This window comes from Micromonospora sp. WMMD1120 (genome assembly GCF_029626235.1).
Taxonomy (GTDB): domain Bacteria; phylum Actinomycetota; class Actinomycetes; order Mycobacteriales; family Micromonosporaceae; genus Micromonospora.
Genome location: NZ_JARUBO010000005.1, coordinates 3,757,936 through 3,772,955, shown reverse-complemented (window position 1 = coordinate 3,772,955; position 15,020 = coordinate 3,757,936). Strand labels below are relative to the sequence as shown.

Here is a 15,020-nt window from a genome sequence, read left to right as displayed (position 1 = left end):
GGGAGCGAACAGACCACGACGGCCAGTCGATTCTGACCAAGCCGCAGGATGAAAAGCACGGACCGCGGACCACGGACCACGCGGAGGGCAGCGGACCAGAGTTCAGCCGAGAGCAGCGGTCAGCCGTCGACCAGGCGTCCGTCGCGCAGGACGAGGACCCGGTCGGCGAGGTCGATCAGGGCCGGGTCGTGCGTGGCGACCAGGGCCGTCATGCCCCGGGCGTGCACCACGGCGCGCAGCAGATCCATGATGGACCGCCCGGTCTCCGAGTCGAGCTGGCCGGTGGGTTCGTCGGCGATGAGCAGATCCGGTTCGTTGGCGAGCGCGCGGGCCACCGCGACCCGCTGCTGCTGGCCACCGGACAGCTCGTACGGGCGCTGCGCCGCGTGCCCGCCCAGGCCCACCAGCTCCAGCAGCACCGCGACGCGCTGTTCCCGCTCGGCGGCCGGCACCTGCGCCAACCGCAGCGGCACGCCCACGTTCTCGGCGGCGGAGAGGATCGGCACCAGCCCGAAGGTCTGGAACACGAATCCGACGGTGCCCCGGCGCAGCTTCAGCAGCTCCGCCTCACCGGCCGCTGTCACCTCGTGCCCGGCCACGGTCACCTGACCGCTGTCCGGCCGGTCCAGACCGCCGACCAGGTTCAGCAGGGTGGTCTTACCCGCCCCGGAACGCCCCCGGATGGCGACCAACTCGCCCCGGTGGGCGGTGAACGAGACGTCCCGCACCGCGTGCACGGCGTGCTCGCCCCGGCCGAACGTCCGGCTCACACCGCTGACCCGGACCACCTCGTCCGGACCCGTCGCCGACGCGCCGCCGGAACCGGCCGCGCCGGTCACCACCATGTCCCGCCCGCTCATGCCCGTGCTCCCCGCTCGTCGGCGGCCCGGTCACCGGGCCGTACCTGCACATGGTCCGGCTCCAGGTCGAGCCGGACGCGTTCCTTCAGCGACAGCGCGTCGACGAACGCCGCCGGCAACTGCATCCGGCCGTTGCGGTCCAGCACCGCGTACTCCTCGCTGACCAGTTCGGTGCTGCCGTCCGCGCCGATGCGCGCGGTCCGGCGTACCTCCGAGGCGGTCCGGCCGTCGCGGATCGCGACGGTCCGGCGGACCTGCGTGGCCACGGCGTGGTCGTGGGTGACCACCACGATGGTCACGCCCAGCTCGGCGTTGATGGTGCGCAGCGCCGCGAAGACCTCGGCGCCGGTCGCCTCGTCCAGCTCACCCGTCGGCTCGTCGGCGAACAGCACCTCCGGGTCGTTGGCCACCGCCACCGCCACCGCGACCCGCTGCTGCTCGCCGCCGCTGAGCTGCCCCGGCCGCCGGTCGGCGCAGTACCCCACGCCGACCAGGTCGAGCAGTTCCCGGGCCCGTTGACGGCGTGCCCGCCGGCTGCGTTTCCCGGCCAACTGCATCGGCAGTTCGACGTTCTCCAGCGCGCTGAGGTACGGCAGCAGGTTGCGGCCGGTCTGCTGCCAGACGAACCCGACCAGCTCCCGCCGGTAGCTGAGCCGCCGCTTAGCCGACAGCGAGAGCAGGTCGTAGTCGGCCACCCGGGCGATGCCGGCGGTCGGGGTGTCCAGCCCGGAGAGGATGTTGAGCAACGTCGACTTGCCCGACCCGGAGGCGCCGACGATCGCCACCAGCTCGCCCCGGTCGATGACCAGGTCGAGCCCCTGTAGGGCGACCACCTCCACCCCCTCGGTCTTGAAGATGCGCACCAGACCGTCGCAGACGATGTGCCCGCGCAGGCGGTCCTGCCCGCCGGCCCGCTCGGCGGCACGTTGCGCTGCCCGCTGTTGCAGGGCGGCCAGGTCCGGCACCAGTGGCGTCTGGGCGGTGGCTGTCATCTCAGCTCTCCTCTCCGAGCCGAAGCACCTCACCGAGGCGCAACCGGCGGTTGTTCAGGGCCTCCACGGCGACCGCGAAGCCGAGGGCGACCGCCCCGAGCGCGAGCACCGCGGCGATCAGGCTGGGTTCGAAGGCCACCCGGACCGGCACACCACTGGTGAACGCGGACAGGCCGAGCACCGGGTTGAGCAGCACGGGCAGCACCGCGCCGACCAGCGCGCCGGTGAGCACCGACACCGCGACCAGCGGGGTCAGCTCGACCAGCAACAGCCCCCGCCACTGCCGGCGGGACAGGCCGAGGGTGCGTAGCCGGGACAGCACCTGACCCCGGGCACGCGCGCCGGCCAGCACCGTGAACGCGATGGCCAGCAACCCGAGCACGGTGCCGCCGGCAGCTCCGGCGACGAACCCGAAGGCCAGGACCCCGTTCGCGCCTCCGTCGCTGAGATTCCGGCGGACGTCGGCCCGGGTGTCGACGGTGACGCTGAGGGGCCGGTCCCGGCCGGTGACGGTGCCTTCGCGCTGGTAGCGCTCCTGCCCCTGGTTACCGGCGACGCGTAGCGCCTCCGCGTCCAGCGCGTCACCGGCGACCAGCAGGCTGGTGGGCACCGGAGCGGTGTTCCGCGCCGGCAGCGCCTGCCACGGCAGGATCACGAACCGGCTGGCGTCCGCCGACAGCAGCGCGAACCCCTCCTCGGTGCCGGCCACCCGGAACTCGTACCGCTGACCCTGGACCTCCACGAAGGCGGAGTCGTCCAGGCCGGCCTTGGTCAGGTCGGCGGCGACGGCCGGCGAGACGATCGCCGGCAGCGCCCCCGGGCCGGGCCGGGCGGCGCGCAGCGCGGCCGGGATCGGCAGGTCCACCGCGGACTCGCGAGCCACCGTGTCCAGGCCCGCCCCGTCGACGAGCAGCACCGCCGTCTGCGCGAGCCGCGCGTCGGTGCCGAGCTCGTCGGATGCCAGCCGTTCGTCGGTCTCCAGCACCGGCGTGACGGCCCGCACACCCGGCAGGCGGCCCAGTTCGTCCACCGTGTCGGGGGCGAACCGCTCGCCGCGGATCACCGCGTCGGCGGGCACGATCTGCTCGGCCGCCCGCGCCCGGCTCGCGTCCACGCCGGCCGCGACGACAGCGCAGAACGCCGCGGTGCCGATGGCCAACACCACGACCACCAGCGGGGCGGCGACCGCCGAACGGCCGGCGCGCGCGGTGCCGAGGAACGCGACACTGCCCCGGGTACCCGCGGCCAGCCGGCTGATCAGCAACAACGGCCAGGGGTACGCGCGCAGCGCGAGCACCGCCGCCGCGACGGCGAGCAGCACCGGCACCGACACCAGCAGTGGGTCCACCTCGCCGAGGGTCAGCCCCCGTCGGCGCAGCAGCACCGCGGCGAGCCCGGCCAGCAGCAGCAGCGAGACCTCGATGGTGACCCGGCGGGCCGACGGGCGGACCCGGACGAGGTCCCGGCGCGCCGCCTGACCGGCCGGTACGGCGAGCGTCGCCAGTGGCAGCGCCAGCGTGACCAGTGCGGTCGCGGCGATGGCGTACGGCGCGGTGGGGTCCGGGTCACCGGGGAACAGGGTGCCCAGCCACCAGCCCAGGACGGCGGCGACCGGCACCACCAGCGCCGCTTCGGCGAGGCTGCGCCGGGCGCCGGCGGTGGCCGCGCCGCCACGCGCGCGCAGCAGCGCGAACTCCGCGCGTCGCCGTCGGATGGCGAGGCTGGCCGCGAGCACGATGAGCCCGGCCAGCGTGGCCAGGACCCCGGCCGCGATCACCGCGAGCAGGGTCCGGGCGGCGTCGACCTGGGCGGCGAACGCGCGCAGCGGCACGTCGACGCCGAGCGCGACGGTGAGGTCCGCCGGCCTACGGCGCTGCACCTCCTGGAGGCCGTCGATCATCCGATCCAGGTGCCGGGCGCCGATGGTGTCGACGCCGAGCCGGTAGCGCCAGGTGGACTGGATCGGCCAGCCCTCGGCGGCCCGCTTGTTGAGGGCCGACTGGGCGACCACACCGACTATGGTGAACGGCTCGCCGTCGCCGAGCGGTTCGATGACCTGCAGCAGGGGTGGCAGCCCGTCCCAGAGGCCGTCCGCCCGGTCGGCGGGGCGGAACAGCCCCGACACCACCATCGGCTCGGCGTCGGACAGGGTGCCGTTCTCGTCGGCGAGGCCGATGCGCAGTTGGCTGCCGGCGCGCAGGTTCAGCTTGGCCGCCACGTCGGCGTCGAGCGCCACCTCGATCGGCCGGTCCGGCACGTACGTCTCGCTCGGCCACGCCCCCTCGACCAGGGTGCCCGCGCCCTGCACGCCCGGCACCGCCCGCAGCCCCAGGTCCACGAGCAGGTTGCGGGCCGCGAGGTCCGGTCCGACCACCCGGGCCGGCGGGTTCTCCACGGCGTACCACCGCTCGGTCACCCCGGACCGCACCGGCGGCGGCAGCTCCGCGCCGAGGGCGTCGAACCGCTCGGCCGCGCTGTCCATCGCCGTCCGCTTGGCCGGGGCGGTCACCGCCTCCGAGGCGTACGAGATGTCCCGACGCGCGGGCGCCTCGCTGCTCAACTGCGCCCGCAGTCCCTGTTCGGCGAGCCTGTTGACCAGCCGGGGCACCCCGCTGATGAGCAGCGTGACCACCAGGGTCAGCACCCCCAGGAGCAGGAACTGCCCGCCGTACGCCCGGACCCGCCGGACCGCCGCGCCGACGCTCATCGTTCTCCCCCGATTCGTAGCTGCGCCGCCGCCACCCGCTGACGGATGCCGGTGGCGATGAACGCGCTGAGGGCGAGCGCCGCCAGCAGCAGACCGGCGGCGGTCAGGCCGATCGGCACCCAGGGCAGCGCGAACGTCGCCGGGGGGATCGGCCGGCCGGCGGCCGGGGTGAGGATGACGAGTGGGGCCATCGTCGCGCCGACCGCGGCGCCGAGCGCCAACCCGACCGTCACGCCGATGCCGGCGAGGAAGGTCTGTTCGGCCAGCAGCGCCCGGGCCATCAGCCGGGGCGTCGCGCCGAGGGTGTGCAGGACCGCGAACTCGCCGATCCGACGCCGGGCGGTGGCCCAGACGTCCACCACCAGGCCGACGAGGGCGAGCAGCACCGCGCCGAGCGCGGCGGCCAGCATTCCGGTACGCGAGCCCTGCCAGTACGGGTCGTCGGCGGCCGACTCGACCGTCGCCTCCCGGTTGAGCACCGTCACTCCCGGCAGGTCACTGGCGGCGTCGGCAGCGGCGGTCGCGTCGGCGGCGCCGACCCACCACTCCGGTACGGGTCGCACCGTGCCGCTGCCGCGGATCATCGCGTCGACGGCGGCGGGCAGGTCGAGCAGGACGCCCTCCCCGGTGGTGGCCGGCACCGCGGCCAGTTCGCCGACCAGGCGCACCGGCAGCGTCGCCCCGGAGAGGGTCAGGTCGACGGTGTCGCCGACCCGCAGGCTGAGCGCGTTGCGGACCCCCGGTGTCATCAGCACCGCCACCGGCGTGTTCCCGCCGGCCGGTACGACGGCGAACCGGGTGGTCGGCTGGTACGCGAACTGGCCGCCGGGAATCACCTCGACCGCGCGGTCCGTGGCGAACCCGGTGCCGTTGGTCCCCACCGGGGTGGGCTTCTCCCCCGGGGCCGACATGACCCAGTCGCCGCCCACCTCGACCGGCTGGTTGACGCCGTCGGCGGTGACCGCCGCCAGCCCGTCCACCTGGAGTCGGTAGGAGTTGCCGGCGGCGAGTCCACCGTCGGCCTCGAAACCGGCCAGCCGCAGCCGTGCCCCGCCCAGCTCGGGCAGCCGTACGGTGAACCGGGTGGCCCGGCCGTCGCTGTCGGCGTCGGCCGCCGGCAACCGCAGGGCGAGCCCGTCGGGGGTGGTGACCAGGAGCGTCACCGCGACCTTCAGCGGCCGCACGGCGTCGGCCACCGGGGTACGGACCGTGCCGGTGATGGCCCGCGTTCCGGCCGGTAGTTCGATGCCGGCCGGCTCGCCCCGCGCGCCGACCATCCGGCGGTACCGCTCCGCCGCCGTCCCGTCGCCGAGGCGGTCGGCGAGCCGGACGACGCCCGGCGCGCTCGCCGGATCGATGCCGATCACGGTCGCCGACAGGTCCTCCCGCCCGACCCGGATCTCGTCCCGCCACGCCGGCAGCACCCGGTTCACGCCGGGCAGGGCGGCGAGTTCACCGGCCCGGCCGGGCGGGGCGGTCCCGGTCCGTTCGGTCACCCGCAGGTCGGCGCCGACGGTGTGGCCGGCCTGCTCCACCTGGGACCGTTCCCCGGTGCTGATCAGGGACCAGGCCAGGGTGCTACCGCCGACGGCGAGGGCGAGCAGCAGCACCGGGCCGGCGTGTGGACGCCGACCGGCCTGCCACATGCCGAACATGGTGGCCGTCCAGGGACGCCTGTCGACGAACCGCTCGGCGAACCGGGTGAGCGGCGGGAGCACCCGCAGCGCCAGCACGGCGCCGGCCAGCACACCGAGCGTCGGGGCGGCGACCAGGAGCGGGTCGAGCCCGAGCCGTCCGCCCGAGCCGGCCAGCGGGGACGCGTACCGGCGCAGCTGCGCCCAGGCGAGCACGGCGAGGGCCACCAGCACCAGGTCGACGCTGGCACGCTGCACGCTCGCCGCGCGGTTCGGGCGGGACCGGGCCGCCATGTCGGCGACGTACGTGCCTGCGCCGCGCAGGGTCGGCAGCACCATGGCGACGAGACAGCCGGCGGCGGTGGCCGCTGCCGCCGCCCACACGAGTGTGCTGTTGCCGCCGGCGGTGGCGAGGTCGTCCGACCCGCCGGGGCGGACGTGGTGCAGCGCCACACCGGCGATCAGCGGACCGAGCACCGCGGCCGGGGCGACGACGAGTGTCGCCTCGCGGGCGGCCAGGCCGGCCAACTGCCGACGGGCCGCGCCACGGGCGCGCAGCAGCGCGGTCTGCGGTCTGCGGTCCTCGTGCAGGAGGGCGGCGACCAGCACCAGGGCGTACCCGCCGAGCACCAGGATGAGCAGCAGCGGGGTGGCCAGCGAGGACCGGCCCACCAGGTCGGCGCGGGTGATCCGGTCCAGCAGCGTCTCCATCTTGGTCGCCACCTGCGCGGAGCTGCCGAGCCGGGCGGCCTCGGGGACGGCCGCTGTCGCCTCGGTGAGGGCCGCCCGGACGGCGGGCAGGTCGGCGGTGTCGACGCCGCCGAGGTCCGGTTGGGCCAGCCAGGACACCGACACCGCGCCCGGGAAGGTGCTGGCGAAGTCGGCCGGGTCGAGCGCGAACGGCCCATAGGAGGTGCCGGAGCCGGCGCTGCCCGCCCCGACACCGGGGGCCAGCAGCCAGTACGCGTCGGTCGGGTCGCGAGGCCGCCAGGTGCCGGCGAGGACCAGTTCGCCACGTCGCTCGGTGGCACGGTCGCGTACCGGGACGCGGTCGCCGACGCTGAGGCCCAGCGTGCCCGCGACCCGCTCCGGCAGGCTCACCTGGACGGGGTTCGACCCGGGGCGGGGCCAGGCGCCGCTGGTCAGCTCCGCGTGACCGGCGAGGTCGTCGAGCGTGGCCAGGTTGGCGAAGATCGGTTCGTCGTCCGGCCGGGACACCTGTCCGAGGTCTCCGGTCAGCTCCCGGCCGGTGCCGTACCGGGCGGTCGCGACGCTGACCGGGACACCGGCGAACCCGTCGGCGAAGCTGGCGCGTACCGCCGAGTCCCGCTCGGCGAACTCGGCCGCGTCGCGTCCGCCGGAGCCGCTGACCAGCAGGCCGCGCTCCTCGGCGGGCGCGGCGGCGATCAGCGCCCGCTGCCCGGCCTCCACCGCCCGGCGGTTGTAGTCGGACAGCCCGGTGACCAACGCGACGGCGACGAGGGCCGCGATCACTGCCGCGACCAGCAGCCCTCGCGCCTCGCGGGCCCGCCTCCACACCAACTTCATCCGACGCCTCCCCTGGCCCTGGCGGGCCGACGACCATCAAGACAGCTCACCTCCCGGGAAAGGTTCGCGCCCGTTACTTGATCGTTACTGGGGATGGGTCGGCCGGAGCCGGGCGACTGTCGGGACGGGTCAGCCGCGACGCCGGAGCGAGCGGACGCCGAACACCACGGCGCAGACCACCAGCCCGACGCCGATGAGCTGGAGACCCGGGGAATCGTCGGCGCCGCCGAGCACGACGACGGTGACGCCGAGCGCGACCGCGAGGACGATGCCGACGATCAGGGCGTATTTCATGGGGTTTCCTCCTCCACCCACTCGAGCAGGTCTCCGGGCTGGCACTCGAGCACCCGGCACATCGCCTCGAGGGTGCTGAAGCGCACCGCCTTGGCGCGGCCGTTCTTGAGCACCGCCACGTTGGCGGGGGTGAGGCCGACGCGCTCGGCGAACTCGCCGACGCTCATCTTGCGCTTCGCCAACTCCACGTCGATGCGGACGATGATGGGCATCAGATCACCGCCTCCATGTCGGTACGCAGTGAGGTGGCCTGCCGTAGCAGCGCCCGCATCACCACCATCAGCAGCCCCAGCACCGTCACGCCCACGGTGAGCAGGAACAGCAGCAGCGGCAGCCCGGGGTCGTCCGCGTTGAAGCCGACCCAGAGGAAGACCGCCACCAGCACCACCCACGCGGCGGCGATGGCCCACACGATCGCGTCCACCCACTTCAGCGACGCCGGGGTGAAGATGCGGTCGTTCTTGACCAGGCTGAGCAGCTGCCACGTCGCGACGATGACCACCTGGACGCACAGCACCCAGAAGACCGTCACGGCGGTCGCCGGCCAGCGGAGATGCGCGTCCTGTGGCGACTCGGCGGCCATGTGGGCGAACTGCCCGGGCAGCGAGAGGGTCTGGAACACCACGAGGACCCCGAACAACACCACGAGAAAGACCCGGAGAGCGGCAACCGCTCGATGCTCTGTAACCATGCATCGAGTTTCGCTCGTTACCTATCGAAAGTCAATCGGTTCCGATCGCCTCGCCCGATGCCACAGGCCTCGCCTTCTGCGGGTAGAACGTCTCGTGCCGGGCCAGCATGGCGACGAACTCGCGGATCTTGCGTTCCCGGGTCTCGGCGCGCTTGACGGCGTTGAGGCGATGGATGAGGGCGAACCGGTTGGCCTTGGTGAGGACGTCGAGCATCGCCTGGGCGGCGGGCTCGGCGGCGATGGCGGCGAGCAGGTCGGCCGGCACCTCCGCCTCGGACGGCGGGGCGTAGGCCGCCGCCCACCGGCCGTCCGCCTTCGCCGCCTCCACCGCCGCACGGCCCGACGGCCGCATCCGGCCCTGCTCCTCCAGGCGCGCCACGTTCGCGACGTTGCGTTGGGACCAGGAGCTGCGCGGGCGGCGCGGGGTGAACCGGATCCAGGAGGACTCCTCGTCCCGCTTGCGGGCCTGCCCGTCGATCCAGCCGAAGCAGAGGGCCTCGTCGACCGCCTGCTGCCAGGTCAGCGTGGTGACCGTGCCGCCCTTCCTGGTCAGGGCGAGCCAGACGCCGGGCGAGGTGGCGTGGTTGGCCGACAACCAGTCCCGCAACGCGTCGGCGTCCGCGACGACCAACTCATCCAGCTCGGCGCTCGTCATGCCGGCAGGCTAGCCGCCGGGTCCGACACCCGACGGCCGCCATGGGACGCGACCAACGCGTCCGCCACCAGCGCGGCGTCCGCGTCGGCCAGGTCCGCCGGATACTCCGGCAGCAGGTCGTCCCAGGCGACCAGCCACGACCCGAACAACTGGGCCTGCCCGGCGGGCCGGGCGAAGAACCAGACGTGCAGGTGGGCGGCGCCGTCCCCGAAGCGGTAGACGTGCGCCCGCGAGATGTGCGGGAGCGCCTGCACGTGACGGACGATCCGGGTGCTCAACAACCCCAGCTCGGCGGCCAGCTCGTCCGGCAGATCCGCCATGTCGTGGTGGTCGAGCGGCAACAGCATGAGCACCAGCGGGACGCCCACCCCCTGGACCCGGGTGAGCCGCCACCGCTCGTTGAACCAGATGCCGTCGTCGCGCTGGCGGCAGAGGTCGCAGCTCGCGGCGTCCTCGCCGTGCCGGGGCGGCTCCGGGAGCACCGGCGGTCGCAGCGACGCGACGCGCAGCCCGTCCGGCTCGAACGGACTGATGTCCCACCCCGTCATCCGTGCCAGGGGCAGCCGACGCTCGTCGTCCGCTGCGGCGAGCGCGTGGTCGTAGAACTCGTCGGGTCGCAAGGCCATGCGAGAGAGGCTAGTACGAGACGATCCACATGGACGGGGCACCAGGCGCGCGCCAGCGCGGTCGGCGGCCGGTCACGCGTCGGTCGGCGCTCCCGCGTGCCGACCCGGATCGTTGATCTGACGCCGGAAGACGAGGTACGCGCTGAGGTTCACGACCAGCATCACCACGGCGATCGTCGCGGCCAGGAGTCCCACGTCGAGGCTCGGCAGCGCCACGAAGGTCAGCGCGGCGAGCACGATGGCGAAGATGTTCAGGAAGGTGAAGGCCAGCACCAACTCGTTGAGCAGTCGGGAGCGGCGGTCCTGGAGACGGCCGACCAGTTGCTGGTGCAACGTCCGGACGAAGTCGAGTCGCTCGTCCAGCACGGTGAGCACGAGCCGGAACTTCCACTGCTGCTCCAGCGCGTTCCAGACGGTGCCGCCGGCCGCGTCGAGGTGCGCCTCCACCGAGGAGTACCCGAGCCGGAACAGGCGGATGCGGTGGTATCCGCTGAGGATGCGCTTGGCCTGCTCCTCCAGGGCGCTCATCGACAGGCCGGCTCGCCCCGGCTCGATCTGCGACAGCTCGGCCGACAACACCGCGTCGTAGCGCAGCGCCGCGGCCCAGCAGACGTGGTGCACACCGGTCAACCGCGCCAACAGCGCTGCCGGACGGGACCCGAAGTGACTGACCACCGCCGTGGTGTGCGTGCCGACCCGCAACACGCCGTCCCGCATGCCGTCCGGCGTGCAGTCGACACCGTCCGGGGTGAACACCTCGGCGATGGCCCGCCGTCGCGCCGGCTCGCAGTCCGGGTCCACCTGGACGGCGAACGTGGTGTTGGCCCAGAGGACGAACACCTCGTCCGCGCCGTCCGGCGCCGGCAGGACGGCGCGCAGCAGACGTGTCACGGCGGGCACCATCCGCTGCACCGGCGCGGCGACCTCGACGACCAGGTCGTCGACGCCGCCGACGATCCCGTCCGGGAGCTGGTAGGTGACGCAGAGCAGACCACAGTCGACGTTCCAGACGCTGATCCGGGCCGACACCACCTGCCACGCGCCCGCCTCCGAGGTGGGCAGCAGGGAGGCGTCGACCTCCTCCCCGGCCACCCGCAGGAGCTCCGGGCCGCCGCTGATGTGCATCGTCGGCCGGGGCATGCTGCCCAGCAGCTCGTCGAGCAGCCGTTGACCGTACGGCTGGAGCGCGAGGTCGTCGAGGCCGTCGGTGACGCTCCACCCGGCGGGCACCGCACCCGCGGGCCCGGACCGGGTGGACAACTGACACGGGAAGTAGGCGAGCACCCGTACCGATCTGACGTCCCTGAGCATGCGTGACCCTCCCCCGTCCGGCCCTGAAGGGTATCGACAACGTCAACTGGCCCGGCCGGCGCGGATGCGCGCGCCGAGGCCGCTGACCGGGCCGAGGTGGCGCAGCTTGTCGGGCGGCACGGCGGCACGGCCAAGCCGCCGACTGGCGAAGCGACCAAGCGGCGGCACGGCGGCGCGACGGCGCGACCAAGCGGCGGCGCGACCAAGCGGCGGCGCGACCAAGCGGCGGCACGGCGGCACGACCAAGCGGCGGCACGGCGGCACGACGGCGCGACCAAGCGGCGGAGCGGCCAAGCCGCCGAGCGGCGGCACGGCTACGGCGGCGGTGCCTATGTTCGTCGGTGGTAGTGGTTGCGGCGCGGAAGCTGGTCGGGGTCGAGCCAGGCGGGTGGGACGAACTCCGGGTGTCCGTCGTCGCCGAGCCGGACTCTCCACTGCGTCCGGTGGAGGTGGCGGTGGTGGTGACCGCAGAGCAGGACGGCGTTGTCGAGGCTGGTGGTGCCGCCGTCGGCCCAGTGCCGGATGTGGTGGGCGTCGCACCAGCGTGGTGGCCGGTCGCAGCCGGGGAAGGCGCACCCGCCGTCACGCAGGATGAGGGCCCGGCGCAGGGGGCCGGTGACGAGTCGGCGTTGTCGGCCGACGTCGAGGACCTGGCCGGCGCCGCCGAGGACGGCGGGCAGGACTGTGGCGTCGCAGGCGAGCCGGCGCACGGTGTCGGGAGTGAGGTGCAGGCCGGTGTCGAGCGCTCCGGCGCCCACCTGACCGGCCAACGCGTCATAACCGGTGGTAATGACGACCTGGGCGGGGTCGCCGCCGTGCTCGGGCAGGTCGCCGGTGCGTAGGGCGAGGCGGCACACGTCGGCGAGGGCGTCGTGGCGGCGTTGCTCGGGTGAGCGGGTGTCGTCGGGGCCGGCGGGCACGCTCAGCGGGTCGATCGCGGCGCGGAGCAGGCCGGCGGTCTCGGCGTCGAGGGTGCCGGTGAGGCGTAGGCGGCCGTCGGCCCGGGTGGAGAGGGTGAGGTGCCGGTCCCGGGCGGCGCGGTCGGCCTCGGCGGCCAGCGCGGCCCTCGCGGCGGCGTCGGCGAGGTCGGGCGCGACGTGGTCGAGAATCCGGGTGCCCAACCGGCGCAGCACTGTCGGATCGAACCGCCGCGCCCAATCGACGAGCACATCGACGGCCTTGTCGGCGACCTCCGGCCCGGCCGTCACCGACACCGTGGCGGCGGTGTCGGCGATGACCCGGGCCTGCTCCACGGTGACGCTCGCGTCGGCGAGCGCCGCGCGCACCCCGGGCGGCGCGACGTCGAGCGAGGCCGCGAGGCCGACCAGCCGGCGCGCGGCCGAGACATCGAGGCGCAGGCGCTCGCGCAGCCACACCGTCGTCGAGGACGCGCCCCGCTCGACCGCCGTGCCCCGCCCGTCCAGCTCGCGGACCACCGCCACCTGCACCGCCGCGAGGCGCTGCTGCACCCGGTGCGTGGCGTCGAGCACCGTGATCAGATCGCGCTCGGCGAGCGCCCAGGCCGGGGCGTCGGCGCAGGCCGCGACCGCAGCCTCCGCCCGCGCCAACTCATCGATCACCAGCAAATTCTAGAACAGGTGTACGACAGAAACCGGCCCCGCGGAACCGGTCAGTCCTCGGCCAACTCCGGCCGGTGCTCCCTGATCCACGCCACCACGTCCGACCGTCGCCAGACCTTGCCCTGCACCAGGTCAGCTACGGGCTCTGGAAAGTTCCGGTGGCTGGTAATCACGTAAACGCGCTGCTTGCTGATGCCGCCCAGCATCGCGCGAATCTCCGCAGCGCCCACCAGATCCATAAGGCGGACGGTAAACAGATGACCCGACTCCTTGACCCGGGTCAACTTACCGGTCACCGTTAGGGGCATGTCTACGTCGGATGATCAGTCGCCTCTCGGCGGACCGCTGAGCGGCCTGCACCCGGTGCATCAGCACCTGCCGCGCCGGCCCACGTGGCTGTGCCGGGTCTGTGCCGGCGCCTGGCCGTGCCCGCTCGCCCGGATGTTGCTGCGGGCGCAGTACGGGACGGATCGGGTGGGGTTGTCGGTCTACCTGGCGAGCCAGTTGTTCGACGCGACGGCCGACCTGTACGCACTCAACCCCGACCCGGGACCCGACCCACGGGAGCTGTTCACCAGGTTCCTGGCGTGGACGGCACACCCGCCCGGGTGAACGAGAGCGGGCCGTCAGCCCTCGTCGGGGGTGCGCTTGGCGCGGCTGGGCTGCACCCGTTTCGGCTCGCCGGGCATCTTCGGGTGGTCCGGCGGGTAGGGCAGGTCGCCCTGGCCGGCGGCGGCGTCGCGCTCGGCCCACTCCAGCAGGGGCGTGATGTCCCACGGGTGGTCGTCGATGCCGGCGTGCGGGTCGCCGCGCTCGGTCAGCCGGGCCGGCACGGTGCGCAGGTCGAAGTCGTCCGGGTCGACGTCGGGCAGCTCGTCCCAGCTCACCGGGGTGGAGACGGTGGCCCGCGCGTTGGCCCGCAGCGAGTAGGCGCAGGCGATCGTGCGGTCGCGGGCCATCTGGTTGTAGTCGACGAAGACCCGGCTGCCGCGCTCCTCCTTCCACCAGGCGGTGGTCACCAGGTCGGGGTTGCGGCGCTCCACCTCCCGGGCCAGCGCGATGGTGGCGCGGCGCACCTCGGTGAACGTCCAGCGGGGCTGGATGCGCAGATAGACGTGCACTCCCCGACCGCCGGAGGTCTTCGGCCAACCGGTCACGCCCAGCTCGTCGAGGAGCGCCCGGACCTCGCCGGCCGCCCGCGCCGCGTCGGCGAAGTCGGTGCCGGGCTGCGGGTCCAGGTCGATGCGCAGCTCGTCGGGTCGGTCGACGTCGGCGGCGCGCACCGGCCACGGGTGGAACACGATGGTGCCCATCTGCGCGGCCCAGGCCACGTGCGCCAGGTCGGCCGGGCACAGCTCGTCGGCGCTCCGACCGCTGGGGAAGGTGATCTGCGCGGTGGACACCCACGGCGGGACCCCTCGGGTCGGCACCCGTTTCTGGAAGAACGCCCCGCCCTCGATGCCCTCGGGAAAGCGTTGCAGGGTGGTGGGCCGGTTGCCCAGGGCACGCATGATCCCGTCGCCGACCGACAGGTAGTAGTGGAAGACGTCCGCCTTGGTGAACCCGCGCGCCGGGAAGATCACCCGATCCGGACTGCTCAGCCGTACGCTGTGGCCGGCCACCTCGACCTCGGTGACCGCCGCCCTGGTGCCCGCCATCTCGCGACCATATGCCACGCCCCCGACGTTCGACGTACCGTTGGCGGGTGAGTCTTGACGACAACGAGCTGCCGAAGACCGAGGACGAGTGGCGGGTCCGGTTGACCCCCGAGGAGTTCCACGTCCTGCGCGAGGCCGGCACCGAACGCCCGTGGACCGGCGAGTACGTGGACACGAAGACCGCGGGTGTCTACCACTGTCGGGCCTGCGGTCTGGAGCTGTTCTCCAGCGACACGAAGTTCGACTCGCACTGCGGGTGGCCGAGCTTCGACGACGCCATCCCGGGCCGGGTGAAGGAGATCGAGGACCGCAGCCTCGGCATGTCGCGTACGGAGATCCGCTGCGCCCGCTGCGACAGCCACCTGGGGCACGTCTTCCACGGCGAGGGCTTCACCCCGAAGGACACCCGGCACTGCGTCAACTCGATCTCGGTGCGGCTGGAACCCCGCTGACCTGAGTCGTCC

General features: G+C 73.9%; 15 protein-coding genes. 2 read left to right on the top strand and 13 right to left on the bottom strand.

Features of this window, described 5'->3' with window-relative positions; genetic code table 11:
• Positions 1-119: 119 nt before the first annotated feature.
• The 12 genes from O7634_RS17770 to O7634_RS17715 all read right to left on the bottom strand — a co-directional run bounded on the left by O7634_RS17770 (position 120) and on the right by O7634_RS17715 (position 13,137).
• Complete coding sequence (locus tag O7634_RS17770) at positions 120-845, bottom strand: ABC transporter ATP-binding protein (RefSeq protein ID WP_278154001.1); 726 nt, start codon at positions 843-845, stop codon at positions 120-122.
• An 11-nt stretch (positions 846-856) separates the two neighbouring features.
• Complete coding sequence (locus O7634_RS17765) at positions 857-1,852, bottom strand: ABC transporter ATP-binding protein (RefSeq protein WP_278151233.1); 996 nt, start codon at positions 1,850-1,852, stop codon at positions 857-859.
• Between the two features lies 1 nt (position 1,853).
• Positions 1,854-4,559 carry an FtsX-like permease family protein gene (locus O7634_RS17760; protein ID WP_278151232.1) on the bottom strand — a complete coding sequence of 902 codons (2,706 nt, stop codon included), beginning with the start codon at positions 4,557-4,559 and terminating at the stop codon, positions 1,854-1,856.
• Positions 4,556-7,741 (bottom strand): ABC transporter permease, encoded by a 3,186-nt coding sequence (locus tag O7634_RS17755; protein WP_278151231.1) that lies wholly within the window; start codon positions 7,739-7,741, stop codon positions 4,556-4,558. The genes O7634_RS17760 and O7634_RS17755 overlap by 4 nt, the downstream gene beginning before the upstream one ends.
• Before the next feature lie 129 nt (positions 7,742-7,870).
• On the bottom strand, positions 7,871-8,035 hold the full coding sequence (locus O7634_RS17750) for a hypothetical protein (RefSeq protein WP_278151230.1): 165 nt from the start codon (positions 8,033-8,035) through the stop codon (positions 7,871-7,873).
• Entirely contained in the window at positions 8,032-8,247 is a 216-nt protein-coding gene (locus tag O7634_RS17745) for a helix-turn-helix transcriptional regulator (RefSeq protein WP_278151229.1), read from the bottom strand. Before O7634_RS17745 ends, O7634_RS17750 begins: the two co-directional genes overlap by 4 nt.
• Positions 8,247-8,726: a DUF2975 domain-containing protein gene (locus O7634_RS17740; RefSeq protein WP_278151228.1), complete on the bottom strand. Its 480-nt coding sequence runs from the start codon at positions 8,724-8,726 to the stop codon at positions 8,247-8,249. Before O7634_RS17740 ends, O7634_RS17745 begins: the two co-directional genes overlap by 1 nt.
• A gap of 31 nt (positions 8,727-8,757) precedes the next feature.
• Positions 8,758-9,381 (bottom strand): YdeI/OmpD-associated family protein, encoded by a 624-nt coding sequence (locus tag O7634_RS17735; protein ID WP_278151227.1) that lies wholly within the window; start codon positions 9,379-9,381, stop codon positions 8,758-8,760.
• The gene (locus tag O7634_RS17730; protein ID WP_278151226.1) at positions 9,378-10,007 is read right to left on the bottom strand and encodes a hypothetical protein; all 630 of its coding nucleotides are present in this window, start codon (positions 10,005-10,007) and stop codon (positions 9,378-9,380) included. Before O7634_RS17730 ends, O7634_RS17735 begins: the two co-directional genes overlap by 4 nt.
• Before the next feature lie 72 nt (positions 10,008-10,079).
• Complete coding sequence (locus tag O7634_RS17725; RefSeq protein ID WP_278151225.1) at positions 10,080-11,318, bottom strand: hypothetical protein; 1,239 nt, start codon at positions 11,316-11,318, stop codon at positions 10,080-10,082.
• A gap of 329 nt (positions 11,319-11,647) precedes the next feature.
• A complete protein-coding gene (locus tag O7634_RS17720; RefSeq protein ID WP_278151224.1) occupies positions 11,648-12,898 on the bottom strand; it encodes an HNH endonuclease signature motif containing protein in 1,251 nt (416 codons plus the stop codon).
• 50 nt (positions 12,899-12,948) lie between these two features.
• Positions 12,949-13,137, bottom strand: coding sequence for a hypothetical protein (locus O7634_RS17715; protein ID WP_278151223.1), 189 nt, complete (start codon positions 13,135-13,137; stop codon positions 12,949-12,951).
• Positions 13,138-13,204: 67 nt separating this feature from the next.
• On the opposite strand from O7634_RS17715, the gene O7634_RS17710 reads away from it, so the two are divergent.
• Complete coding sequence (locus O7634_RS17710; RefSeq protein WP_278151222.1) at positions 13,205-13,510, top strand: hypothetical protein; 306 nt, start codon at positions 13,205-13,207, stop codon at positions 13,508-13,510.
• A gap of 14 nt (positions 13,511-13,524) precedes the next feature.
• Here O7634_RS17710 and ligD read toward each other — a convergent pair whose 3' ends face one another.
• Positions 13,525-14,556, bottom strand: a complete 1,032-nt coding sequence (gene ligD, locus O7634_RS17705) for a non-homologous end-joining DNA ligase (RefSeq protein WP_278151221.1) — start codon at positions 14,554-14,556, stop codon at positions 13,525-13,527.
• A 47-nt stretch (positions 14,557-14,603) separates the two neighbouring features.
• On the opposite strand from ligD, the gene msrB reads away from it, so the two are divergent.
• Positions 14,604-15,008: a peptide-methionine (R)-S-oxide reductase MsrB gene (gene msrB / locus O7634_RS17700; RefSeq protein ID WP_278151220.1), complete on the top strand. Its 405-nt coding sequence runs from the start codon at positions 14,604-14,606 to the stop codon at positions 15,006-15,008.
• The last annotated feature ends 12 nt before the right edge of the window (positions 15,009-15,020 follow it).

What these genes read in the sequence shown, in the direction of transcription:
- O7634_RS17770 (WP_278154001.1), bottom strand. Translation starts at nt 845, where the DNA reads ATGGTGGTGACCGGCGCGGCCGGTTCCGGCGGCGCGTCGGCGACGGGT.
- O7634_RS17765 (WP_278151233.1), bottom strand. Translation starts at nt 1,852, where the DNA reads ATGACAGCCACCGCCCAGACGCCACTGGTGCCGGACCTGGCCGCCCTG.
- O7634_RS17760 (WP_278151232.1), bottom strand. Translation starts at nt 4,559, where the DNA reads ATGAGCGTCGGCGCGGCGGTCCGGCGGGTCCGGGCGTACGGCGGGCAG.
- O7634_RS17755 (WP_278151231.1), bottom strand. Translation starts at nt 7,741, where the DNA reads ATGAAGTTGGTGTGGAGGCGGGCCCGCGAGGCGCGAGGGCTGCTGGTC.
- O7634_RS17750 (WP_278151230.1), bottom strand. Translation starts at nt 8,035, where the DNA reads ATGAAATACGCCCTGATCGTCGGCATCGTCCTCGCGGTCGCGCTCGGC.
- O7634_RS17745 (WP_278151229.1), bottom strand. Translation starts at nt 8,247, where the DNA reads ATGCCCATCATCGTCCGCATCGACGTGGAGTTGGCGAAGCGCAAGATG.
- O7634_RS17740 (WP_278151228.1), bottom strand. Translation starts at nt 8,726, where the DNA reads ATGGTTACAGAGCATCGAGCGGTTGCCGCTCTCCGGGTCTTTCTCGTG.
- O7634_RS17735 (WP_278151227.1), bottom strand. Translation starts at nt 9,381, where the DNA reads ATGACGAGCGCCGAGCTGGATGAGTTGGTCGTCGCGGACGCCGACGCG.
- O7634_RS17730 (WP_278151226.1), bottom strand. Translation starts at nt 10,007, where the DNA reads ATGGCCTTGCGACCCGACGAGTTCTACGACCACGCGCTCGCCGCAGCG.
- O7634_RS17725 (WP_278151225.1), bottom strand. Translation starts at nt 11,318, where the DNA reads ATGCTCAGGGACGTCAGATCGGTACGGGTGCTCGCCTACTTCCCGTGT.
- O7634_RS17715 (WP_278151223.1), bottom strand. Translation starts at nt 13,137, where the DNA reads ATGGATCTGGTGGGCGCTGCGGAGATTCGCGCGATGCTGGGCGGCATC.
- O7634_RS17710 (WP_278151222.1), top strand. Translation starts at nt 13,205, where the DNA reads ATGTCTACGTCGGATGATCAGTCGCCTCTCGGCGGACCGCTGAGCGGC.
- ligD (WP_278151221.1), bottom strand. Translation starts at nt 14,556, where the DNA reads ATGGCGGGCACCAGGGCGGCGGTCACCGAGGTCGAGGTGGCCGGCCAC.